The sequence below is a fragment of the Pseudomonas sp. 25 R 14 genome (assembly GCF_900004755.1).
GTDB lineage: Bacteria > Pseudomonadota > Gammaproteobacteria > Pseudomonadales > Pseudomonadaceae > Aquipseudomonas > Aquipseudomonas brenneri.
The window spans coordinates 16,498-39,671 of sequence record NZ_CVTS01000064.1 but is presented as its reverse complement, the minus strand read 5'-3'; the positions used below and the strand labels follow the sequence as shown (position 1 = coordinate 39,671).

Annotated in this window: 15 protein-coding genes and 1 pseudogene; 15 read left to right on the top strand and 1 reads right to left on the bottom strand. The window is 59.0% G+C overall.

Going from position 1 to position 23,174, the window contains the following annotated elements:
- A pseudogene (locus BFQ03_RS22935) lies at window positions 1-2,266 on the bottom strand (hypothetical protein); the annotation flags it as partial.
- A 1,790-nt stretch (window positions 2,267-4,056) separates the two neighbouring features.
- Between BFQ03_RS22935 and tssB the strand changes: the two are divergent.
- The 15 genes from tssB to BFQ03_RS22870 all read left to right on the top strand — a co-directional run bounded on the left by tssB (window position 4,057) and on the right by BFQ03_RS22870 (window position 23,036).
- On the top strand, window positions 4,057-4,560 hold the full coding sequence (gene tssB / locus BFQ03_RS22930) for a type VI secretion system contractile sheath small subunit (protein ID WP_065944094.1): 504 nt from the start codon (window positions 4,057-4,059) through the stop codon (window positions 4,558-4,560).
- Between the two features lie 33 nt (window positions 4,561-4,593).
- Complete coding sequence (gene tssC / locus BFQ03_RS22925; RefSeq protein WP_065944093.1) at window positions 4,594-6,135, top strand: type VI secretion system contractile sheath large subunit; 1,542 nt, start codon at window positions 4,594-4,596, stop codon at window positions 6,133-6,135.
- Window positions 6,136-6,159: 24 nt separating this feature from the next.
- The gene (gene tssK, locus BFQ03_RS22920) at window positions 6,160-7,515 is read left to right on the top strand and encodes a type VI secretion system baseplate subunit TssK (RefSeq protein ID WP_065944092.1); all 1,356 of its coding nucleotides are present in this window, start codon (window positions 6,160-6,162) and stop codon (window positions 7,513-7,515) included.
- The gene (gene tssL / locus BFQ03_RS22915; protein ID WP_065944091.1) at window positions 7,512-8,192 is read left to right on the top strand and encodes a type VI secretion system protein TssL, short form; all 681 of its coding nucleotides are present in this window, start codon (window positions 7,512-7,514) and stop codon (window positions 8,190-8,192) included. Before tssK ends, tssL begins: the two co-directional genes overlap by 4 nt.
- 19 nt (window positions 8,193-8,211) lie before the next feature.
- Window positions 8,212-9,960 carry an OmpA family protein gene (locus tag BFQ03_RS22910; protein WP_239695273.1) on the top strand — a complete coding sequence of 583 codons (1,749 nt, stop codon included), beginning with the start codon at window positions 8,212-8,214 and terminating at the stop codon, window positions 9,958-9,960.
- Entirely contained in the window at window positions 9,926-10,417 is a 492-nt protein-coding gene (locus tag BFQ03_RS22905) for an Hcp family type VI secretion system effector (protein ID WP_065944089.1), read from the top strand. Before BFQ03_RS22910 ends, BFQ03_RS22905 begins: the two co-directional genes overlap by 35 nt.
- A 134-nt stretch (window positions 10,418-10,551) precedes the next feature.
- On the top strand, window positions 10,552-13,209 hold the full coding sequence (tssH, locus tag BFQ03_RS22900) for a type VI secretion system ATPase TssH (RefSeq protein ID WP_065944088.1): 2,658 nt from the start codon (window positions 10,552-10,554) through the stop codon (window positions 13,207-13,209).
- Window positions 13,210-13,211: 2 nt separating this feature from the next.
- On the top strand, window positions 13,212-15,623 hold the full coding sequence (gene vgrG, locus BFQ03_RS22895) for a type VI secretion system Vgr family protein (protein WP_065944087.1): 2,412 nt from the start codon (window positions 13,212-13,214) through the stop codon (window positions 15,621-15,623).
- Window positions 15,624-15,632: 9 nt separating this feature from the next.
- Window positions 15,633-16,388, top strand: a complete 756-nt coding sequence (locus BFQ03_RS22890) for a toxin Tle1 chaperone Tla1 (protein WP_065944086.1) — start codon at window positions 15,633-15,635, stop codon at window positions 16,386-16,388.
- Window positions 16,385-16,777, top strand: coding sequence for a YceK/YidQ family lipoprotein (locus BFQ03_RS22885; RefSeq protein ID WP_083204898.1), 393 nt, complete (start codon window positions 16,385-16,387; stop codon window positions 16,775-16,777). The genes BFQ03_RS22890 and BFQ03_RS22885 overlap by 4 nt, the downstream gene beginning before the upstream one ends.
- 173 nt (window positions 16,778-16,950) lie before the next feature.
- A complete protein-coding gene (locus BFQ03_RS29305) occupies window positions 16,951-17,466 on the top strand; it encodes a Tli1a family immunity protein (RefSeq protein ID WP_083204897.1) in 516 nt (171 codons plus the stop codon).
- Window positions 17,454-19,808, top strand: coding sequence for a T6SS phospholipase effector Tle1-like catalytic domain-containing protein (locus tag BFQ03_RS22880; RefSeq protein WP_065944085.1), 2,355 nt, complete (start codon window positions 17,454-17,456; stop codon window positions 19,806-19,808). Before BFQ03_RS29305 ends, BFQ03_RS22880 begins: the two co-directional genes overlap by 13 nt.
- Window positions 19,809-19,909: 101 nt before the next feature.
- The gene (locus BFQ03_RS29300) at window positions 19,910-20,428 is read left to right on the top strand and encodes a Tli1a family immunity protein (RefSeq protein WP_083204896.1); all 519 of its coding nucleotides are present in this window, start codon (window positions 19,910-19,912) and stop codon (window positions 20,426-20,428) included.
- Complete coding sequence (locus tag BFQ03_RS22875; protein WP_065944084.1) at window positions 20,416-22,776, top strand: T6SS phospholipase effector Tle1-like catalytic domain-containing protein; 2,361 nt, start codon at window positions 20,416-20,418, stop codon at window positions 22,774-22,776. Before BFQ03_RS29300 ends, BFQ03_RS22875 begins: the two co-directional genes overlap by 13 nt.
- Window positions 22,773-23,036 carry a PAAR domain-containing protein gene (locus BFQ03_RS22870; protein WP_065944083.1) on the top strand — a complete coding sequence of 88 codons (264 nt, stop codon included), beginning with the start codon at window positions 22,773-22,775 and terminating at the stop codon, window positions 23,034-23,036. The genes BFQ03_RS22875 and BFQ03_RS22870 overlap by 4 nt, the downstream gene beginning before the upstream one ends.
- Window positions 23,037-23,174: the final 138 nt, after the last annotated feature.

Genomic DNA, 23,174 nt, shown 5'->3' with positions numbered 1-23,174 from the left:
ACTGGGTGCTGAAGCTGTTGCCCAGGTTGGTAATCGAGGTGTTGAGACTGGTACCCAGGTCGGTGACCGAGGTGTTGGTGGCATTCAACTGGCTGCCATTGACAGCGTCGGTGCTGGTGGCGCTCAAGGTGCCGGCGGCGACGTTGGTCAAGGTCGTTGCAGTGCCGCCCTGGTTGAAGGTCACCGAGGTTTTGGTGTTCACATCATCGTACTTGACACCCTCGGCGGCAGTGTTGGTCAGGTTGCTGATCTGCGTGCTGAGGTTGGTGCTCAGGTCGCTCACCGAGGTATTGGTGGCATTCAACTGGCTGCCGTTTACCGCGTCGGTGCTGGTGGCCGACACCCGCCCAGCCGCGACATTGCTGATCTGCCGCTCGGCACCGACGGCGCCAACGCTGAGCACGCCCACAGGCGCAGTACCGGCGTAATTGTAAGTGGTGCCATTGATCACGCCGCTGGCAGTTGCAGTGGCCGCAGCGGTGGTGGCGCCATTACCCAGGGCCAGGGAGTTGGCGGTGCTGGCGTTGGCTCCGTTGCCCAGGGCAATGGCGTTGTCGGCCGAAGCAGTTGCCACCGGGCCGATGGCTACGCTGTCGGTGCCGGTGGCCGTGCTGTCGCCCAGGACCGAGTTGCTGTGGAAATACTTGATACCAGCGCCGTTGGTGACGATGTTGCCCAACTGGGTGCTGAAGCTGTTGCCCAGGTTGGTAATCGAGGTGTTGAGACTGGTACCCAGGTCGGTGACCGAGGTGTTGGTGGCATTCAACTGGCTACCGTTGACCGCCTCGGTGCTGGTGGCGCTCAAGGTGCCGGCGGCGACGTTGGTCAAGGTCGTTGCAGTGCCGCCCTGGTTGAAGGTCACCGAGGTTTTGGTGCTCACATCATCGTACTTGACACCCACGGCGGCGGTATTGGCCAGGCTGTTGCTGAGGCCGGTCAGGGCAGCGCCCACGTTGTTGCTGGTGGCAGGGGCGCTGGCATTGCCGGCGGTATCGATGGTGGTGGTGCTGTAGCTCGGTGCGACCCAGGCCCCCGTGGTCGGGTCCAACTGCGCGCCGCCACCCAGAGCGGTGGTGAATTGTTGATCCTGGGCGCCCAAGGCATTGACTGCCGTGTTGGTTGCGTTCAATTGGCTGCCGTTGATCGCATTGGTGCTGGTAGCCGAAACCTCGCCGGCGGCGACGTTGGTGATCTGCCGCTGCTGGGTTGCATTGCCAACACTGAGCACGCCCACAGGCGCAGTACCGGCGTAGGTGTAAGTGGTGCCGTTGATCACGCCATTGGTCGTCGCAGTAGCAGCAGTGGTGGTGGCGAAAGAGCCCAACGCCATGGAGTTTGCGACCGTAGCACTGGCGTTGTTGCCCAGGGCGACACTGTTATTGCCCGACGCAGCGGCCTGGCCGCCAAGCGCGACGGCGCCGGCTGCCAGCGCCTGGGCCTGCCAGCCCAACGCAAGACCGTCAATGCCGGAGGCGGTGGATTCAGAGCCGATCGCGACGGAACCGTTACTCTGGGCGTTTGACAAGTTCCCCAAGGCGATTGCTCTACCACCCGTTGCGGTGGTGGTGGCACCGTTACCAAGACTGATAGACCCTCCGCCGGCAGCTGTTGCCGCCGGGCCGATGGCCACACTGTCGGTCCCTGTGGCGCTGCTGTCACCTTTGGTTGAAGCGCTGTGGAAGTACTTGATACCCGTGCCGTCATTGAGCATGCCGCTCAGTTGGGCGCCCTGGGCGCTGACGGTGGTATTGGTAGCGTTCAACTGGGTGCCATTGACCGCCTCGGTGCTGGTGGCACTCAAGGTGCCGGCGGCAACATTCGCCAGCGTGGTTGCAGCGCCAGTCGGGTTGAACGTCACGCGGGCCTTGGTGGCCGCGTCGTCATAGTTGACACCGACGTTAGCGCTGTTGGCCAGGCTGTTGCTCAGGTTGGTCAATGCATCACCGACATTGGCGCTGGTGGTGGCGGTGGTGACGTTGCCCGCTGCATTGACGGTGGTGGTGCTATAGCTTGGGGCGGAAATCTGTCCGGTAGTGCCGGTGACTTGAGCGCCACCCCCCAGCGCGGTTGCCGTTGAAGTTGCGGTGTTGAACAGTTCGGCGCCGTTCACGGCGTCCTGCGAGGTGGCCGAAACGGTGCCGTTCGCAAGTTGCAGGACTTTAGTGCCACGCATGTCGAGGGTATTGATATGCGCACCGGCGGTCACCGGGGCCAAAAGTGTTGCGGTGGAACCGCCATTGACAAAGAGTTCGTTACCCAGCGTCAACGATGTCGCCCCGAGGCCTACTTGACCCAGTGGGTTATAGAACAGCGAGTGATCAGTCTGAGTTGACTTGTCGGATGAAGTACACGCCGCGTTAGTTACGCCGCTCATCGAGCCCGAGTCACCGACCCGGCTGCAGCCGTTATCAGTGCCATCGTTGACGAAAATACCATCGCCTGGCCCTGCAACAGCGATGGATACCGTCCCGAGCGTCAACATCATCGGAATGAGAGCAGTGCGTACTGTGCGCAAGCTGAGTGAAACAGCATTGATAGAGCCAGGCAGTTGTTGTAAGCCCAGTGCCGTTTGCGCCTTGTCCAAACCACTTCGATCAATGACCGCGCGACGGCTGCTTCGCCCGCCACCGCTGCTTGCGTGTTCAGAGACGACCAACCAACAGTGTTTTGAAACGCTCCAAATCACAGCATGTATTTTGTTCATGTCGATGGCGTAAGCCGTCTCCGCAAAAATAATTAAGTTTGGATTCCGTTAATCATTCGCGCTGAAACTCGCTGGATAACAGAATTGAATTTAGCAGGCTTTTTAAAATGAGCGACTCCCCACGCGTATGGATTGAGAGTGCTAGCTTTTAATGCTTATTGAGTGTGTTTGTTCGTGGGAACATCTGGGTCGCTCACGTCTCCTGGAACAAACGGACGTTCGTATCGGCCTGGCCTGGTTGCTCTTGTCTACGCTCAGGCGGGGTCTGCCTCAAGCACCTACAAGCGATGCATATTCAAGCAATCTGAATCCTATGGCTCTGTAGGAAATTTCCTGCCGACCGCGAACGGACATAGCGCCCGTAAACCGCTGTTCGGCAGAGTCAATACGATAATTATCAAAGAGATAGGCGGGCTTCTGACGCGCGTAGCATTCAATGTTGATTCGGGTAGGGCGTCTTGATCGGGAAAATTTCCCACGCCTGCGCTTGGGCGGTACAGATGCGGTGCTACCTCAATCGGTCTTTTGAGCTCGATGCAGCAAGCCTCCTGCTGCCTTTCGCGCAGATGCTGCTCACGGTGTTCCGGCAGCGACGCGTTGCCTGGCGCTTTAAGCACTGACACATCAAAACCTTTTAAAGCGAAGTTTTTTTGCAGCCTTTGAAATATTTAGTAACGGAGTTTTGTTTCACCACTCGGAAAAAATACCCAGGTTTTTGCTTCTTGGAAACGACTTGAGGTGTAGGACATTTAATAGGGATTTTTCACCCTACAGCCAAAGATTCCCCCTCCCCAAGTGTAGGAAAAAAGATTTAGCGAGATAATTTCTCGGTTCGGCTAAGTGTCTAGCGGTAGTTTCGAATAATTGATGTAGGAAATTTCCGAGCGTGATGTGCTCATGTAGGTGTGCTGTGTTGAGTATCCATGCAAATGTGAACAAAGGTGACGTATTGATATTTTTTCAAGCGGGATGTAATACTCTTTAAACGTTATGTTTATTGGGTGGGCTCTCACATAAACCGTCATTGGCTCGCGGACAGGAGTAGCTATCTTTTTGTGCGCCGTTTTGGTGCGGGTAGGCGCAGCCAGCTGTTTAAAAATGGGTAAAACCTGAAGCAGGGCGCCCAGTTGCCCGCCGCTCGCTGAAGGTAAAGTCATCGCAGGGTGAAGTACCACGCTATCGGTGTGGGTATTCAGTTATTACACGAAAGTTCGCTGCTTGTTGCAGCTTCTCAGCGGAGTTTATATGCCAGGACGGCAACCCTTTAGAGGCTGTCGGCCAAGCATTAACTCCAGTTTCAGTTGTTGTTCGTGACGCAATGGCGTGTCGCGCAAAGAGTGTCTGGAGGGTGTATGGCTTCAAATAGCTTTCAAAACGAAGTACCCAAGGCTCGGGTAAATATCAAGCTCGATTTGCACACCGGCGGCGCGCAGAAAAAGATAGAGCTGCCACTCAAACTCATGGTCATGGGTGATTACAGCAACGGTCAGGAACAGCGTCCGTTATCTGAACGAAACAAGGTAGATATCAACAAGAACAACTTCGACAGCGTGCTGGCCGAGTTTTCCCCCAGCGTGAAACTGGCGGTGGAAAATACCCTGGTCGAGGGCGACGCCGAAGCGGCCATCGCGCTGACCTTCCGCAACATGAAGGATTTCGAGCCCGAGCAAGTCGCCCGGCAAATGCCGCAGCTGCGCGCCCTGCTGGCGATGCGCAACCTGTTGCGCGACCTCAAATCCAACCTGCTCGATAACGCCACCTTCCGCCATGAGCTGGAGCGCATCCTCAAGGACGACGCCCTGAGCGACGAACTGCGCGCTGAGCTGGCCGCCCTGGCGCCGCCGTCCGCTCGTTGATTGCCCTTGGTCCGCTGATAAGGAATTTTGATCATGTCCGTCGAACACCCATCGTCACAACCGCAGCAAACCCAGACCTATGCCGCCGAAGTCGGCCAGGGCGTGTATAACGCGTTGTTCGCCAAGATCAACCTCAACCCGGTGTCGGAGTTGGGCGCGATCGAGCCCTTTCAGAATGCCGAAGTGTTGTCCGAGGCCTCGCCCGATGAGCGGGTAACCGCAGCAGTCAGCGTATTCCTCAACCTGCTCAAGCAGTCGTCACAGAAAGTCGAGCGCCTGGACAAGACGTTGCTGGACGAGCACATCGCGGCGCTGGATACGCAGATCAGCCGTCAACTCGATGCGATCATGCACCACCCGGATTTCCAGCGCGTCGAGTCCACCTGGCGCGGCGTGAAGTCGCTGATCGACCAGACCGATTTTCGCCAGAACGTGCGCATCGAGCTGCTGGATATCAGCAAGGATCACCTGATCCAGGACTTCGAAGACGTACCCGAAATTGCCCAGAGCGGCCTGTACCAGCACACCTACACCCAGGAATACGACACCCCGGGCGGTGAGCCGATTGCGGCGGCCATTTCCAACTACGAGTTCGGGCGTGGCCCGCAGGACATTGCCCTGCTGCGCAACATTTCCAAAGTCGCCGCTGCCGCCCATATGCCGTTCATTGGCGCGGTGGGGCCGGCGTTCTTCGGTAAACAGTCGATGGAGGAAGTCGCGGCGATCAAGGACATCGGTAACTACTTCGACCGCGCCGAATACATCAAGTGGAAGTCGTTCCGCGACAGCGATGACTCGCGTTATATCGGCCTGCTCATGCCGCGTGTACTGGGGCGCCTGCCGTATGGCCCGGACACCATCCCGGTGCGCAGCTTCAACTACATCGAAAGCGTCAAGGGCCCGGACCACGAGAAATACCTGTGGACCAACGCCTCGTTCGCCTTCGCGGCCAACATGGTCAAGAGCTTCATTACCAACGGCTGGTGCGTGCAGATTCGCGGCCCGCAGTCGGGCGGTGCGGTCACCGACCTGCCGATTCACCTCTACGACCTGGGCACCGGCAACCAGGTGAAGATCCCGTCCGAAGTGATGATCCCGGAAACCCGCGAATTCGAATTCGCCAACCTCGGTTTCATCCCGTTGTCGTACTACAAGAACCGCGACTACGCGTGCTTCTTCTCGGCCAACTCCACCCAGAAACCCGCGCTGTACGACACCGCCGATGCCACGGCCAACAGCCGCATCAACGCGCGCTTGCCCTACATCTTCCTGCTGTCGCGCATCGCCCATTACCTCAAATTGATCCAGCGCGAAAACATCGGTACCACCAAGGACCGCCGCTTGCTCGAACTGGAACTGAACAAATGGGTGGGTGGCCTCGTCACCGAAATGACCGACCCGGGTGATGACCTGCAAGCGTCCCACCCCTTGCGCGATGCGCGGGTGACGGTCGAGGACATCGAGGACAACCCGGGGTTCTTCCGCGTCAAGTTGTATGCGATTCCGCACTTTCAGGTCGAAGGCATGGACGTCAACTTGTCGCTGGTTTCGCAGATGCCCAAGGCCAAAGCCTGATCCCCTTTGCAAGGACACGATGTGATGAAGATCGACCGCCCCCTGTGGGCCGCGGGCGCCTTGCTGTCGCCGCAACAGTTCCAGCAGCAGGCGCGTTGGGAGGCGTGGGCCGACGACCGTCTGGCTCATCTCTGCCACGTACACCCCTGGGGGGTTTGGGGGGTGGCCTTCGACTTGCAGGCTTTGCAGCTGGGCAAGCTCAAGGCCACTCAGTTGCGGGTACGCCTGCCTGATGGCACCTTGATCGATAGCGACCATGTGGATCCCCTGCCACCGGCGCTGGAACTGGCCGGACTGTTGGCCGACTCCCGCCGCAGTGCCACGTTGGTGCTGGCGCTGCCGCTGGAACAGGCCAATGGCAATAACTGTGTGTTCGAGGGCGCACGGGCCGACCGGCCAGTGCGCTATCGCCAGGACTGGCGCCAGGTACAGGATGTATATGGCGATGAGGTGCAATCGATTGGCGTACTCGAACATGTGCTGACCCTGCGTCTGGCCGACGACGAGAATGCCGACTACCTGACCTGTCCTGTCGCGCGGCTGATGCGCGACGGGCAGGGCGCCTGGCACCTGGATCCCGACTTCGTGCCGCCATTGCTCAGTTTTGCCGCCCACCCGGGGTTGTTGACCCAACTGGATAACCTACTGACTCAGCTCGCCGCCAAGCGCCAACGGCTGATGGGCATGCGCCGCGAAAGCAACCAGCGCATGGCCGATTTCGCCGTGGCTGACGTGTCGCTGTTCTGGTTGCTCAACGCCTTGAACACCTATCAACCGGTGCTGGCCGACCTCAAGGCCCACCCTGCGCGGCATCCCGAGCAGGTGTACCAGGCGCTGATCAAACTGGCTGGTGGCTTGCTAACGTTTTCCCTGGAGCACGATATCGACCAGATTCCGGCCTATCGGCATGAGCAACTGGAAACCGTGTTCCCGCCGTTGATGCAGACCATTTCCACCTTGCTCGAGGCCAGCCTGCCGTCGCGTGTAGTGGCCCTGGTGCTGGAGGAAGTGGCTGCCAATCGTTGGCAGGTCACGCTTAACGATGCTCGTCTGCGTGAGCGTGACGGTGCCGATTTCTACCTGTCGGTGCGTTGCCGCATGCCAGCCGCGCAGTTGCAAAAACACTTCCCGCGCCTGTGCAAAATGGGTACGCCGGACGACGTCAATCAGTTGGTTAACGCCGCGCTCGATGGCATTCCGTTGCAGCCGCTGAGCCATGTACCGGCGGCAATTCCACTGCGCCTGGAAAACCAGTATTTCGCCCTCGACCTTGGGCATCCCAAGGGCCAGGCGATGCTGGCCGAAGGGGTCTGCGCCCTTTATGTACCCAGCACGCTGGTCGACATCAAACTTGAACTCTTCGCGGTATTGCGCGCATGAACCTGACGGCCTCGAAAAAGAACCCGGCCTCTGCGCTGGATATCGACAAGCTCTTGCAAAATAGCTACCTGATGGTGGTCGAACTGCGCCAGGGCGCGGAGGTGCAAGACACCACCGAGCTGTGGCGTTGCTGCGTGCGGCAGGTCAAGCAAGTGTATCAAGCCTTGCAGGCGGCCGGAGTGAGCAACAAAAGTACGGCGTTGATCTGCCATGCCCAGAGCGCGCTGTTCGATGAAACCGTGCTGAACCGCGCCAAGGGACCGGCCCATGCGCGCTGGGCGAGCAAGCCCCTGCAGGCCCACTTGTTCAACCGTCACCAAGCAGGGGAGTTCCTGTATGAGGACATGCGTCAGGCCCTGCGCCAGCCGGTGCCCGACCTGTTGGTACTGACGGTGTTCCAGCGCGTGATGCTGCTGGGTTTTCGCGGGCGCTACCCAGACCTCAACCACCCCGAGCGCCAGCGGCTGATGGATGCCTTGAATGCGCACGTTCCTCCCCTGAAGCTCAACCCGATGCTCACCACCCAGGGCAGTGGCTCACGCAAAGAGCGGTTGAGCGCAGTGCGCTCGCCGTGGGTGCGCCTGGTCTTGGCGGGCGTGCTTTTGGTCGGTGTTTGGTGGGGGCTGGACCAGATGCTGGGCAGCCAGGTCACCACGCTTACACCTGGCCAGGCGTGAGCGCGCAATGACACTCAAGATGATACGAGGTCTCTGGCTGTGGGCCGGGGTGCTGGTCTTTACACTGTCACTGATCATTCCGACTGCGGGCTGGGTGCGAGTGGCTGCGATTCTTGCGGTCGTGCTGGCCTGGATCTGGGCGGAGCGCCGTTTCGCAAGGCGCCGCTCGGAACTGCTGCCGCCTGGCGCAACACCCTTGCCGGCGGCGACTTATCGCCAGCCCGTGGTGCTGGTGTGTGGCGATGGGCTGACGGGACTGTTCGGTACCGTCCCCGCCGAACAACTGGCGTTGCGGGTTACCGCGCAAGGCTGCTATGTACGGGTTGCCACGCCAGACCAACTGGGCGCGGCAGTGGCTGGCATATTAGCGCAACGCCCGGACTGGGGCGGGCAACTGAACGTGATGTTTTGCATCAACCCGGTTGAGCACACTGACGATAGCGAGCTGGCGGGGCGCCTACGTGCCTTCCGTCATCAACTCGCGCTGGCGCGAAAACGCGGCCTCGCGTTGCCATTGATGCTGGTCAGTTATGGGCAGGCCAACACTGAAGAAGACGCCTGGTTTAGCTGTGAGGACGGCGAGGGTGGCCTATGGGTGCGCAGTGCCGGCGCCTGTGTCAGCTTGAGCGATTGGCAGCGGCAAGTTGTTGACGGCGCCCACGGCACGGTGCGTCTGGCTATGGGCGTACAGGTCGGTAGTCTCGCCGCTTGGCTCAAAGACAAGGTGCTGCCGCACTTCACCGGGCGTGATGCGCGCGTTCCGCTGGTGTGGGCGATGACGCTGGTGCCGGCCGTGCCCCAGCGTGTGGCGGGCAACCTGTGGCAGCAATGGCTGCGCGCCAGAGTCGCTCTGGGCGCGCCCGAGCCCTCGGTGGCCGGGGCTAGCCTGCCGTTTCCCGATCCTCTCCTCAACCTGTTGCCCCTGCGTATTCGGCGCTCCGCGAGGTTGCGTGCGGGCATCATGGCGGCGTGGCTGTTCACCCTGGCGGGCGTAGTGGCGCTGCTCAGTTCAGCCTGGCAGAACAACCTGCTGCTGCGTCAGGTCAGTGATGACCTGCGCCGCTACCACGCCATCCCGTTGGCCGAGCGCCGCGACCAGCCGCAATTCGCCTTGCGCGAAAACGCAGTGGCTGTGTTGCGCGAGGACGCAGCGCGCCTGGACGACTATTACCGCCAGGGTGAGCCGCTGGCACTGGGCCTGGGCCTGTATCGCGGCGAGCGGTTGCGCTTGCCGTTGCTGGCGACCATCGCCGCCCATCGCCAGCCGCCCGAGGCACCGCCGCCGGTGAAGATTCCCGACCCGGTGCGCCTGGACAGCCTCTCTCTGTTCGACCCCGGCCGGGCTGAGCTCAAGGCCGGCTCCACCAAGGTGCTGATCGACGCGCTGGTAAACATCAAGGCCCAGGCTGGTTGGCTGATCGTCATCGCCGGACATACCGATATCACCGGCAGCCCCGCCCAGAACCTTGAGCTGTCCCGCGCCCGGGCTGCCTCGGTGCGCGACTGGATGCAGCGCATGGGCGACATTCCCGACAGTTGCTTCGCGGTGCAGGGCTTTGGCGCCCAGCAGCCCGTGGCTAGCAACGACACCGAAGCAGGGCGTGCCGCCAACCGTCGCGTCGATATTCGCCTGGTACCGGAAGTGGGGGCCTGTGCGCTACCCGCTGCGGGGCCGGGCAAGACCCCGCCTGTCGCATCCCGCGGCATGCAAACCCCGAGAAAAGGAGCTTCACATGGCAATTCCCGTTTACCTCTGGCTGCAAGATGACGGCGGCGCGGAAATCAAAGGTTCCGTGGATGTGCAGAAACGCGAAGGCAGTATCGAGGTCATCGCGCAGGACCACAGCCTGTACATCCCCACCGACAACAACACCGGCAAGCTGACCGGCACGCGGGTGCACACCCCGTTCCTGTTCAGCAAGGAAATCGATGCGTCCAGCCCTTACCTGTACAAGGCTGTAACCACGGGCCAAACGCTTAAAAGCGCCGAGTTCAAGTGGTACCGCATCGATGACGCCGGCCAGGAAGTCGAGTACTTCATCACCAAGCTGGAAAACGTCAAGGTCGTCAAAGTCGCGCCGAAAATGCACGACATCAAAGACCCGGGCAAAGAGAAGCACAACCACATGGAACAGGTCGAGCTGCGCTACGAGAAGGTCACCTGGACCTACAAGGACGGAAACATCATCCACTCCGACGCCTGGAACGAACGCCAGAGCGCCTGACGCGTAAAAGCCGGCAGGCGCCTGTGTGCTTGTCGGTTCGCGGTGTGCAGGGTTGAGCGCCCGTTCGCGGACGCTCAGCCAAACACATCGAGCTTTGATGACACGCCGAGCCCCCAGACCAGAGATGTACGCCCATGGCCCAGAATTCCGCCCTTTTGCTTCGCCGCCTCAACCCATATTGCGCCCAGGCCCTGAGTGCTGCGGCGACCCTGTGCCAGAGCCGCGCCCACGGGGTGATCAGCATCGAGCACTGGCTGCTCAAGTTGCTGGAGCAGGGCGAGGGTGACCTGACCGTGATTGCCCGACGCTATGAATGGGACATGGACACCCTGTGGCAAGGCCTGCTCGAACACCTCGACGGCCTGCCGCGCAGCGTGCACAGCAAGCCGCAGTTGTGCGACAAGCTGCACCACCTGATCAAATGCGCCTGGTTGTATGCATCGCTGGACAGCCGCAACGAATCCATCCGCTCGGCGCACCTGCTCGCGGCCTTGCTGGAAAACCCCGGCTTGCTCGCCTGCGAGGCTGCCTGGCCGCTGCTCAGCCTCAGCGACAGCCAGTTGCAACGCTTGTTCGGGCTGCTCGACCAGCAGTCGATTGAGCGTCCACAACCGAACCAGCACTACACATTGGAACCCACCGATAACGCTCCGGTCGACAGTGCCTCGCTCCCCGAACTGCAGGAGGCGTTGCAGGGCATCCTCGACCGCTTCACCCAGGACGTGACCGCCAAGGCCAAGGCAGGGCAGATCGACCCGGTGTTCGGGCGTGACGATGAAATCCGCCAGGTCATCGACATCCTCAGCCGCCGGCGCAAGAACAACCCGATCCTGGTGGGCGAGCCCGGTGTGGGCAAGACCGCGCTGGTCGAAGGGCTGGCGTTGCGCATCGCCGAAGGCAACGTGCCCGACAGCCTCAAGTCGGTCAGCCTGCGTACCCTGGACCTGGGTCTGCTGCAGGCCGGCGCCGGGGTCAAGGGCGAGTTCGAACAACGCCTGAAAAACGTGATCGACGCCGTGCAGCAATCGCCGCAGCCGGTGCTGTTGTTCATCGACGAGGCCCACACCCTGATCGGCGCAGGCAATCAGGCCGGCGGCGCCGATGCGGCCAACCTGCTCAAGCCGGCTCTGGCCCGAGGCGAATTGCGCACCATCGCCGCCACCACCTGGAGCGAGTACAAACAGTATTTCGAGCGGGACGCGGCCCTGGAGCGGCGCTTCCAGGTAGTCAAGGTCGACGAGCCAAACGATGCCAACGCCAGCCTCATGTTGCGCGGCCTCAAGGCGCGCTACGCCAGCCACCATGGCGTGCACATCCAGGACGCGGCGGTGCAGGCAGCGGTCAGCCTGTCGCGGCGCTACCTCACCGGGCGCCAACTGCCGGACAAAGCCGTCGACCTGCTCGACACCGCCAGCGCCAGGGTGCGCATGGGCCTGGACTGCGAGCCGCAACCGCTGGTGCGCCTCAAAGCCTTGCAGGCTGCCCTGGAACTGGAAAACCTGGCCCTGGAAGAAGACCGCAAACTCAATGGCGCCGATACCGAGGAGCGCCTGGAGGGCATTGCCGGCCAGCACGCCGACCTGCAGCGTCGGCAAGCGGCCATGGAGGAGCAATACCGCCACGAACTCGACCTCACCCGGCAACTGCTCGCGGCGCGCCTGGCCGAACCGTCGAGCCGGGACGCTTGCCTGCACCTGCAACAACAATTGCGCGAAGTGCAGGGCAACCAACCGCTGTTGTCGCTGGATGTGGATGTGCGCAGCGTGGCCGAAGTGATCGCCGACTGGACCGGCGTGCCCCTGGGCAGCCTGCTCAAGGACGAACAGGCCAACCTGTTGGAACTGGAACGCCAACTGGGCGAACAGGTGATCGGCCAGGACCACGCCCTGAGCGCCCTGGCCCAGCGCCTGCGCGCCGCCAAGACCGGCCTGACCGACGACAAGGCGCCGCTGGGTGTGTTCCTGCTGGTGGGCACCAGCGGCGTCGGCAAAACCGAAACCGCCCTGGCCCTGGCGGACAAATTGTTCGGTGGTGAACGATCCCTGATCACCATCAACCTCTCGGAATACCAGGAAGCCCACACCGTCAGCCAGCTCAAAGGCTCGCCACCCGGCTATGTGGGTTACGGCCAGGGCGGCGTGCTCACCGAAGCCGTGCGCCAACGCCCCTACAGCGTGGTGCTGCTCGATGAAGTGGAAAAAGCCCACCGCGACGTGATCAACCTGTTCTACCAAGTGTTCGACCGTGGTTTTATGCGCGATGGCGAAGGGCGCGAAATCGACTTTCGCAACACCGTCATCCTCATGACCTCCAACCTGGGCAGCGACGAACTGCAAGCCTGCCTGCAAGAGTTCCCCGGCGCGCCCGACAGCACCCTGCAAGAACTGCTGCGCCCGATCCTGCGCGAGCATTTCCAGCCGGCCTTGCTCGCCCGCTTCCAGACCCTGATCTACCGCCCGTTGCTGGCCGATGCCCTGCAACGCATTGTCGCCATCAAGCTGGGCCAGGTTGCCAAGCGCTTGCAGCGCCACTACGGCGTGCACTGCCGCATCGACCTGGCGCTCAACCAGGCACTGGTTGCCGCGTGCCTGCTGCCCGACACCGGCGCACGCAACATCGACAGCCTGCTCAATCAACAGATCCTGCCGGTACTCAGCCAACAGCTGCTGCGACGCCAGGCCGCCCACGAAAAAACCACCGAGGTGACCCTGGGCTACAGCGAGGATGAGGGCATTGTTCTGCACTTCACCGACGGCCAGGACCATCACACGCCGGTCGCCCTGGAGGCCTGAACATGCTCAATGAACTGCGCACCTTCTTCGACCACAGCCGGCACAAACTCGCGGTCTATGGGCTGGATTCGGTATTGGACGTGCTGGCCTTCGAAGGCCACGAAGGCCTGAGCCAGCCGTTCAACTACCGCGTCGAATTCACCTGCATCGACGGTGACCTCAGTGCTGACACCCTGTTAGGCCAAGACGCCAACTTCAGCCTGCACGGCCCCGGCCTGAACCCCGGCATGGCCGCGCTCAAAGCCGTGGGTATTGAAGTACCGCCGGTCAAGCCACTGCGCACCTTGCACGGCGTGGTCACCGGCTTCAAACGCCTGTCCGGCTCTCTCGACGAAGCCCGCTACGAAATCACCCTCGAACCGCGCCTGGCCTTGCTCGCTCGCGGCAAACAATTTCGTATCTACCAACACCAATCGGTGCCGCAGATCGTCGAAAGCATCCTGCGCACCCGCCACGACTTCGAAGGCCAGGACTTCCTCTTCAACCTGGTACGCGAATACCCCAAGCGCGAACAGGTCATGCAGTATGACGAAAGCGACCTGGCCTTCATCTCGCGCCTGTTGGCCGAAGTCGGCATCTGGTACCGCTTCACCCGCGACGAACGCCTGAACATCGACGTGGTGGAATTCCACGACGATCAACGCCACTACCAATTCGACGTGCAACTGCCATACCGCCCGCAATCGGGCATGAACAGCAACGGCGAGGACGGCGTATGGCGCCTGCAATCGAACCACAAGGTGGTGGAGCAACACGTCAACATCCGCGCCTACCACCACCGCGTCGCCAACGCCTACCTCGACGGCGACATTGACCAAAGCCGTGGCGCCAAAGGCACCTACGGCGAGGCCTACCACTACGCCGAGCCCTACCACCTCATCGGCGACCGCTACGACCAGGACGAAGACCTGCAAAGCGAAAGCGGCTACTTCTACGCACGCCTGCGCCACGAGCGTTACCTCAACGGCCAGACCAAACTCAGCGGCATCAGCAGCAGCCCCAGCCTGACCCCCGGCCAAGTCCTGAAAATCTCCGGCGGCGCGCCCAACGCCTTCACCCCCGGCGCGGTTATCACCCAAGTCACCACCCACGCCGCCCGCGACCGCAGTTTTGAAGCCAGCTTCCAGGCCATCCCGTATTCGGAAACCGTGTGCTTTCGCCCAGCATTGCTGCCCAAACCGCAAATCGCCGGCACCGTCCCGGCCCGCGTCACCAGCCCCAAGGAACACGACCCCTACGGCCACATCGACCTCGAAGGCCGCTACAAAGTCCACTTCCTGTTCGACCGCGACACCTGGAAACCCGGCGAAGAAAGCCTCTGGCTACGCCTGGCCCGCCCCTACGCCGGCGACACCCACGGCCTGCACCTGCCACTGCTGGCCGGCACCGAAGTGGCCATCGCCTTCGAACAAGGCGACCCCGACCGCCCCTACATCGCCCACGCGTTGCACGACAGCCAACACGTCGACCACGTGACGTTGGGTAAACGCAACTACACGCGCAACGTGCTGCGCACGCCAGCCAACAATAAGCTGCGCATGGAAGACTTGCGTGGGCAGGAGCACGTCAAGCTCAGTACTGAGCACAGTGGCAAGAGCCAGTTGAATCTGGGGCATTTGGTGGATGCCGAGAAGAAAAAACGCGGGGAGGGCTTTGAACTGCGCACCGATGGTTGGGGTGCGATTCGGGGTGGGAAGGGGTTGTTTATCAGTGCCGATGAGCAGGGCAAGGCGCAGGGCGATGTCCTGGCCATGCAACCGGCCACCAGCCAGGTCCAAGGCGCAAAACAACAAATCGCCGACTGGCAGGAAATCGCCCGCGCCCACCACAGCCGCGAGCCCGCCATCGAAGGCCTGCAACAGTTGCAAAAAGACGCCAAAGACCTGACCGCCCCGGCCATCCTGCTCAGTGCCCCCAAGGGCATCGGTGCGGTGACCCCTGCCAGCTTGCTGCTAAAAAGCGGTGACGCGCTGTACGTGCAAAGCAACGATGAAATCAACCTGGCCGCCGCTCAACGCCTGTCTATCCAGGCCAACCAGGCCATCTCACTGTTGGCCCAACAGGAAGGCCTGCGCCTGGTCTCGGGCAAAGGCCCGATGGAAATCGAGTCCCACGGCGATTTGCTGAACCTGATCGCCCAGCAAAACATCACCGTGCAATCGGTGCAGGGGCACCTGCAACTGACCGCGAAAAACGGCATCACCCTGGGCTGCGGTGGCGGATACATCCGTATCAACCCCGCCGGCACCATCGATATCCACACCCCCGGCATGCTCAACCTGAAGGGGCAGCATGTGTGGGAAACCACCACCAGCCAGAGTTTCCCAATGCCTGAGTTGCCGCAGTCGGTGTGTAAAGAGTGCCTTGAAAAGGCCCGGAAAAATGCCATCGGTTTGCTGATGCGCGAAGGTTGATGGGGGAACATGAAGATGGCAACGCCAACAGAATGGCAAGAACAGATCGAACAGGCATGTGCCAGTGTGGGCATACAACAGGTTGACGTGGTGCTCGACCAATCAGCTTGGAACAACTGTGCTGTACCCGCGCTGAAGATGTTGAGGCCAGAGGTTCCATGGTTTTCATTGTTTACTGGTACGCCGGAAGAAAACCTGTTGGATCAGGCCCCTCTGTTGATGCGCCTGGACCTGGCGCACTGGCAGCATAAAGCTTGGCTGGAAGAGTTGATGACTAACTGCGCCACCGATGCCCGCCTGCTGGTTGTGATCTCGCCATTACCCTTCGAAGCATTAAGCCACGCACTACAAGCCCTGTCGCAAATGCAGTGGGGAGGGCAGCCAGGTTTGTTGCGTTATTACGACCCGAGAATCTTTCCCTTGCTGATGTCCTCGATTCTGACCAGTGATCAGCGTGGCGAATATTTGCAAGCGGTTTGCTATTGGGGCTGGCTGGATCGGGATGATCAGCCGCAATGGCTGCAAGGTAATTGCCAGGCACATCAGGAGGGTATCGAAGTTAGTCCATTCCAGGACCTCAACGATCAGCAATGTGATTTGATTGGTTGTATTGGTGATGCACAGAAATTGCTCGATGGCGGGAGTTTTGATGGTTTGGAAGAGAGTCGGGAACGTGTTTTCGCCTCCTTATATTCATTAGTCGTACAGGCCAGCGAGGAAAACCATTTTGGTGATTTGACTGAATATGTGAGGCAAAAGCTGTGAGCTTCAAACAAGCAGCATTGGATGCTCAGCGTGTTCAGAATACAGAACGCTCGTTCCGACAAGAGATGGGTGTGGTGAGGCGATTGGTTCTGATAATGCTGTTTGGCCTTGTGGTTATTACTGCCGGCTGCGGAACATTAGTTGAGCGAGGTGAGTCATCGAAAACCTACCACAGTTCAGGTCATTACTATGTCGGTGTTCAATATGACTGGAGACTGCTGACGCTGGAGAGTAGTGGGAGTTACGACTACATGCCTGAGCTCTGTTATCTGAGCATAGTGTGCCCATTCGTTACCCTGCTCAGTATGCCAGTAGACTTCGCAGTTGATACGGTGATGCTGTATAGCGATCACCAAAATAAGATTGTCGAAGAGCTAAAGTATAAATAGACATCTTAGATGTAAGTACTGTCTCGCTGAGGGTGGGCCAGATGAAGCGACGCTCAAAAGATTGGGCTTGATGTGGGCTTCTGTTTGGATGTGCGTAGTTAGTGGTCGTGGAGTGGCTGTTTAGTTGCGTGCGCGACATTTTAGCTTGGTTGTGGTTAGGGAGGTTTGAAAGTATGAAATTGCTTATGAAAAAGTCGATGATACAAGGATTGTGTGGCTTGCTGGGATTGATGTTATTTGGATGTTCTTCAGCAGATAACGAAATGGCCGGCGGGAATATACAGGCTGTAAACCATACCTTGAGTGCAATCAATTGGTTGTCGGTCAATGGTTACAGGGCTGATGGAGGAGGGGGGCGTTCCTGCTGCATTATCATGCCTATTAAATGGCGTCCTGGCTTGAAAGCTAATATCGAATGGGAAGTCGACCCTAATCCGTTTGAAAAAATGCCTCCTCTTGGAACAAAGGAGTTTAAGGCTGCTATGGCTAAAGCGGAATCTAGCTTCCAACACCACAGCGCCACAGTGGATATTCCTGAGTGGCCGGAAACTAAAAGATGTGGTCTTACTGTGCATTTTTTGGTCTGTCATCAGATAAAGCTCACGAGTTCATGCTGGGCTCCGAGTTCACCCAATTATCCTATTAAAGAGCCCATGAGAATGAGGGAGCCAGAAGTATGTCCGAAGTAAAAAAAAGATCAATATCTAAAGCTTGGGCTCCTCCGTTGTTTCCTGTGGGTGGCCGTTTTCCGACGGATGCTTCTACGGTAACCGCCAATTACCAGAAGCAAACAGCCGAGGAGAATTTTTTTCGCCAAGGGGTCGACGCCAGAGGGCAGAAGCGGCATTCCGACTGCTGTCATAGTCTCCATATCAGTCTGTTTTTCGACGGCACTAATAATAACAACGATAACGATACTAAGAAAAATCATCCCAGTAATATTGCCAAACTGTTTCATGCTTCTCTGAGAGGCAGAGAAGCAGAGGAGGACGGCTACTTTTCTTATTACATGCCGGGTGTTGGCACCCCGTTTCCCGAAATTGGTGAACTGGATTACAGCGAAGGTGGGCTGAAATATGCCACTGGAGGTGAGGATCGCATCAACTGGGCGTTGGTGCAGGTCGCCAGTGCTCTGTCATTTGCATTGACCAAAAGCGTAATTGATGACGCGGTTGCTAAAACTAAGGTCGAGGCCATGAGCACCTTGAAGGCGCCTCTGATGAGTGCTCTAGGTCGAGGTAATCGGCGGAGGACGATGAACGAGTTATTGGCCCCCTTGCAGGCAAAAAAGGAATTGGCCAAGCCTCGCGTGCTGGTGGTCAAACTGTTTGTGTACGGCTTCTCCCGAGGAGCGGCCGAGGCCCGTACTTTTGTCAGCTGGCTGAGCCAGTTGTTCGACACCCCTGAGGGCGCCGAACAACCTGTTAAAGAACTGGCAGGCTTGCCTGTGAGCGTCGAATTTCTCGGTTTACTGGACACCGTGGCTTCGGTTGGGATCGCCCATGCGGCCCCGTTTTTCGCGGGGCACATGGATTGGGCCGATGACACCCAGTTATTGCCGGATGCACAGCGCTTCCCGAATTTGGTCAAGTGTTGCCGGCATTTGGTCGCGGGTTTTGAGCAGCGCTCGTGCTTCCCGTTGGATTCGATCCGGAACGAAGACGGTCAATATCCCGCCGACACCTGCGAAGTGGTGTACCCCGGCGTGCACTCCGATGTTGGTGGCGGCTACCCCGAAAATGACCAGGGCAAGGCCCGTGGGGGCACTGATGAACTGGTGTCGCAGATTGTTCTGCACGACCTATATGCCGCTGCCTTTTCAGCAGGAGCGCCGCTGCAAGTGTTAGAAGCAGTGCTGCCAAAAAACCTGTTGTCGCAGTCGCAATGGAGAAGCATGGGGCGAGATACGTTACGGGAGTTCAACATTAGCCCTGTACTAGTCGAACGCTTCAACGCTTGGCGGAGCAAAACCCTACTGGTCATCGAAACCGAGGAGTCCATTAATGGCCTTACCTGGGAGTACAAACCGCCTAGGTTGAGCGCAACCGTAGAAGACGCGCTGGCCGATCAATTGGGCTGGATCACCGGCTGGCGCATTGGCCGTTATGTTAACGATCTCAAGGATGATAACGATAGCTACAAACGCCAGCCGTATTTCACTCAGGCCAAAGAAGTCACGGCTTACACTGCGAGTGAAGAGCGCAAGGACTATGAGAAAGAAGTGGCAGACATGCCGCGTAAACGACTGAAAAACCCTGACCTGCCAGGCCCACGGATCTACGAGCCGACGATCGACCAGACCCAGCTCAGTCAGGCCGCTGCAGAGTTTAAGAGTGATTACCTGGGCAAGAAACGCGAACAGACTGATTGGAAGGGCATCGCTCTTGATGTGGTACTGCGCGATGCGATTTACCTGCTCAACCAAAATGATGAGAGAAAAGACCACGCAACCCTCAGGGCCGTGGGCAAGCAGCGCAGTGAGCAACTGTTCCGTGACACTCAAGGCACGCCTAGCGCTGATCCGGGCATGGCCCTGCTGGTGGCGTTGTTCGATGACCAGATCCACGACTCCCGCGCCTGGTTCATGTACGACGCGTTGAAGAGCCGCGAAATGTGGGCCGGTTACTTCTTTTACCGCATGACCTATTTCGGTAACGAAAACAGCCGCGACCTGTCCCCGGTGGTGGTGGCCGGTCGGATATTGGGCGTGGCGATGCTCGCCGGGGCCACGGTGTATGGCATCAAGCGTGCCGGCGGGCTGGGCGGAGTCGGCGGGCTGGCAGCGGGTCTCGGTGTGGCGGCCATTGGTTATCAGGTGATCGACAGGGCCACGGGGCTGGTGGTGCCGTTCTTGCCGGGCGCCGAGGAGTTGCTCAAGCCCACCGACAATATCGGCAAGGTGGTGGCCGAGCAGAAGCACCAGATCGCGCAGGATGACTACCGCCAGCGCATCGCCAAGACCAGCGACATGTTGCGCAAGGCCGGTAGCCTGGTCGAACAGGTCGAGCAGATCAAGGCGGTGGTCGCATGATGCCGTTGGTGCGGATTAATCGTATTAGGCCATATGAAAAAGATGCTCATGTTGGGCGACTTTTTCATGTTGCTTGAAAATAAATAAGGGAGTTGCGAAGTATGAAGAGGGTATTGAGAAGGCATTTAGTGCAAGGGCTGTTGGGTTTTCTTGGGTTGGCGTTATTTGGCTGTTCTTCGGCGGATAATGAGATGGCTGGTGGGAATTTGTCGGCGGTGAATCATACCCTTAAAGGTATTAATTGGTTTTCGGTTAATGGTTATAGAGCGCACGGCGGGGGCGGGGCGTCGTGTTGTATCGTCATGCCAGTTAAGTGGCGTCCGGGTTTAAAAGCGAATGTCGAGTGGGAAGCTGATCCGGATCCTTATGCGTATTCAAAATGGCCAAAAGATGAGAAAGGGTATTGGGCCGCCCAAGCGAAGCACAAAGCCAACTATCAACACCACAGTGCCACAGTAGATATTCCTGAATGGCCAGGAACAGAACGTTGTGGGTTAAAAGTGCATTTTTTGGTTTGCAATAAAATCAAAGTCACTTCGTCTTGTTGGGGTTATGGATCTCCCCATAATCCGATTAAAGAGCCACTTGAAATGAAGGAGCCTGCCGTATGCCCGAAATAAAAATTCAATCCAGGGCAAAAGCTTGGGCTCCGCCTGTTTTTCCCGTTGGTGGCCGCTTACCTTCCGTCGTTACGGAGGTGACTGCCAACTATAATCTGCAGACTTTCGAAGAGAATAGGTCTCGTCAGGAAGATAACTCGAAAGGACAGAGGCAGCATTCTCGGTGCTGTCAAAGTTTGCATGTCAGTTTGTTTTTTGATGGCACAAATAATAATGAATACAGCGACACGAAGAATAATCATCCAAGTAATATCGCTAAGCTATTCCATGCTTCAATTGAAGGGCCAAAAGCTAAATTAAGTGGTTACTTTTCTTACTATATGCCTGGTGTGGGCACCCCATTCCCCGAAATTGGTGAACTGGATTACAGCGAAGAAGGGCTGAAGTATGCCACTGGCGGTGAGGACCGCATCAATTGGGCCTTGGTTCAGGTCGCCAGCGCAATGTCTTATGCGCTTAACGAAAAAAAAGAAATCGATGACATTCCGGCCAAAGCAAAAGTCGAAGCCATGAGCACGCGAGCACCGCTAATCAGCGCGTTCGGCGCAGGCAGGCGCCGCGCGGTAATGGGCGAATTGTTCAGCTCGCTGCAAGCTGCTGCGGCAAAAAAACCGCCAGCCCCCGAAGTGCTAGGCGTCAAGCTCTACGTATACGGTTTCTCCCGTGGAGCCGCCGAAGCCCGCACCTTTGTTACCTGGCTAAGCCAGTTGTTTGAAACCCCTCCCGGGGCAGAACAACCGGTGCAACGATTGGCCGGGCTGCCTATCAGCGTTGAGTTTCTGGGAATAATGGACACCGTGGCCTCAGTGGGTATCGCTCATGCGGTGCCGTTTTTTGACGGTCACATGGATTGGGCGGACGACAGTCAACTGCTGCCGGATGCAACGCGCTTTCCGAACCTGGTCAAGCACTGTCGGCACTTCGTCGCAGCTTTTGAACAGCGTTCCTGCTTTCCTCTGGATTCGATCCGCAACGAGGACGGCAAGTACCCAAGCAACTCCTACGAAGTGGTGTATCCCGGCGTGCATTCGGATGTGGGCGGCGGTTACCCAATGAATGATCAGGGCAAGGCACGAGGTGGTACCAACGAGCTGATCTCGCAGATTACGCTACATGATATGTATGCCGCGGCCTTCGCGATTGGTGCGCCTTTTCAGGTGCCCGAAGAGGTATTGCCGAAGACGCTACAGCCGGAAAAGTCATGGCGAATGATGTTGGAGTCGACGTTCACCGAATTTAAGGTTCACCCAACGGTAGCTGAACGCTTCAACGCCTGGCGCCGCAAAACCCTACCCGGCCTCCACGCCGACACCTCCGCCAAGTTACCTGCCTGGGAGTACAAACCTTTCCCCCTCCACACCACCGTGGAAGACACCCTGGCCGAGCAGTTGCACTGGATCACCGGCTGGCGCATTGGCCGTTACGTCAACGACCGTGAAGGTAATAATGACAGCTACAAGCGCCAGCCGTACTTCACCAAGGCCGACGAAGTTACAGCCTACAAAGAGAGCGTAGATCGCGAGGCCTATGAGAAAAAGCTCGCAGACTTGCCGAGTGAGCGGCTGAAAAACCCTGCGCTGCCTGGCCCCCGAATTTACGAACCAACAATCGACCAGACCCAACTCAGCCAGGCCGCCGCAGAATTCAAGAGCGATTACCTGGGCAAAAAACGCAAGCAGACCGATTGGAAGGGCACCACGTTTGATGTGGTGCTGCGCGATGCGGTGTACCTGCTCAACCAGAATGACGAGCGCCAGGACCACGACCGCATTGCCAAAGAGGGCAAGGTTCGTCACGACAAATTGTACCGTGACGCCCAAGGCACACCCAGCACGGACCCGGACACGGCCTTGCTGGTGGCGTTGTTCGATGACCAGATTCACGACTCTCGCGCCTGGTTCATGTACGACACGTTGAAGAGCCGCGAAATGTGGGCCGGTTACTTCTTTTACCGCATGACCTATTTCGGTAACGAAAACAGCCGCGACCTGTCCCCGGTAGTGGTGGCTGGTCGGATATTGGGCGTTGCGATGATCGCCGGGGCCACGGTGTATGGCATCAAGCGCGCCGGCGGGCTGGGCGGAGTCGGCGGGCTGGCAGCGGGTATCGGTGTGGCGACCATTGGTTATCAGGTGATCGACAAGGCCACGGGGCTGGTGGTGCCGTTCTTGCCGGGCGCCGAAGAACTGCTCAAGCCCACCGGTAATATCGGCAAGGTGGTAGCCGAGCAGAAACGCCAGATCGCGCAGGACGACTACCGCCAGCGCATCGCCAAGACCAGCGACATGTTGCGCAAGGCCGGTAGCCTGGTCGAACAGGTCGAGCAGATCAAGGCGGTGGTCGCATGATGCCGTTGGTGCGGGTGGGCGATCCGTTGCGGCCCTTTGGTGGTGAAGTCCTGGAAGGGCGTTACCTGGCGTTCGGTAAGCCGGTGGCCTGCGTGGGTGACCTGGTGCGGTGCAACCTGCACGGCTTGACCCGGGTTGCCCAGGGAGCTTCGGGCTCGACCATGGATGGTAGGGCCGTGGCATTGGATGGGCATCGGTGTGAATGCGGTTGTCAGTTGGTGAGTACCTTGCCGGCGAGTTCGATGAGTGTCGCACCATGAACCGCCCGCCCGAGTACCCCGATTATCCTGAGCCGGGCGAGCCGCGCTGGGGGCGCTGGTGGTTGGTGTTGGGATCGGTTGTCGGCGTGCAATCGGTGCTTCTGTTGATGCTATGGCCCAAAGAGCAGCCGCGGCTGG